At 57.0% G+C, this 1144-nt stretch carries 1 protein-coding gene; it reads right to left on the bottom strand.

The genetic code is table 11. The features are described 5' to 3' along the window. Positions 1 to 1144, bottom strand: a 1144-nt coding sequence (locus BMY98_RS26575; RefSeq protein WP_139214604.1) for an RHS repeat domain-containing protein, incomplete at both ends; no start/stop codon positions are given.

Here is a 1144-nt window from a genome sequence, read left to right as displayed (position 1 = left end):
TTTTCGTTTTCCAGCGAAACGAGGCGGCCTAACTTGTCCCAGCGGTAACGCAGGGTTTGCTCGGCGGCGTCCACGCGTTCGGCGATAAAGCCCGCTGCGGTGTAGCTCCAGGTGGTGCAGCGTTCCAGGCCATCGGAATGAGCCAGCAAACGACCTTCGGCGTCGCGGCTAAAGCGCTCTTCGGTCTTGTCAGGGTGCTTGATCAGGACCAGTTGGCCGGCTATGTATTCGTAGGCGGTGCTGTGGCCAGCAGGATCGGTGAAGCGAACCATCTGGCCGCGGTCGTCGTATTCCCAAACACTGACCTTGCCCGAGCAGTCGGCGTACTTAACGAGTTGTCTGGCGTCGTTGTAGGCCAACGCCTTTGTATTGCCGTCGGCGTCCTTGATCGCGGTAGGAAGACCGAAGCCGTTGTAGGCGTATTCGGTAACGTTCTCTAGCGGGTCGATCACCTCGATCAGATTTCCGCGAAGGTCGTAGTCACGCTTCCACAAACCGCCCTCGCCATCACTGATCTTGATCAGGTGGCTCTTATCGTCGTACGCGTAATTCATCACGCTGTGATCAGCGCGAGTGTGCTCGGTGAGATTGCTGAGCTTGTCGTAGCGATAACGGTCAGTGCTGCCGTCAGTGTGTACGTGGCGAATGATGTTTTTCGCCGCATCGCGGAAGAACCACTCCGAGCGCTCGTCGGCATGGCAGATGCGATAGGTGTAACCCAAGCTGTCGTAGTAATGCCGGGTTTCGTGGCCCAAAGCGTCAGTGACGTAGGTCAGGCGAATGTTTTCATCCCACGCCAGTCGCGTGTCGAAACTGCCGTCATCGGCCCATTCGCGCACGGCTTTGGCATCGGCTCCAGTGCCTTGCCACTGCAAATTCAACCCACGATTGGTGCGGTCGGTGTAGCGGGAGATCAGGTGATTTTGATACTGATAACGCCAGGCCGAGCCGTTCTCGTCTTGGGCCAGAACAAGATCGCCAAAGTCATCGTACTGATAGGCGCACAATTGGCGTTTGACGTCGCCGTCCCGGATTTCCCAAACACCCGTCAAGCGCCCCTGATCATCAACCAAAGTGCCAAGGCGTATGTGGACTTTACGGGCGTCCTTTTCCCGATAAGTGACCAATTCAGAGAGCATCGAAC

Origin of the sequence: Pseudomonas graminis (assembly GCF_900111735.1) — a bacterium.
In the GTDB taxonomy this organism is placed as follows: domain Bacteria; phylum Pseudomonadota; class Gammaproteobacteria; order Pseudomonadales; family Pseudomonadaceae; genus Aquipseudomonas; species Aquipseudomonas graminis.
The sequence above is the reverse complement of the archived record's forward strand: the minus strand, read 5'-3'. Positions and strand labels throughout refer to the sequence as shown.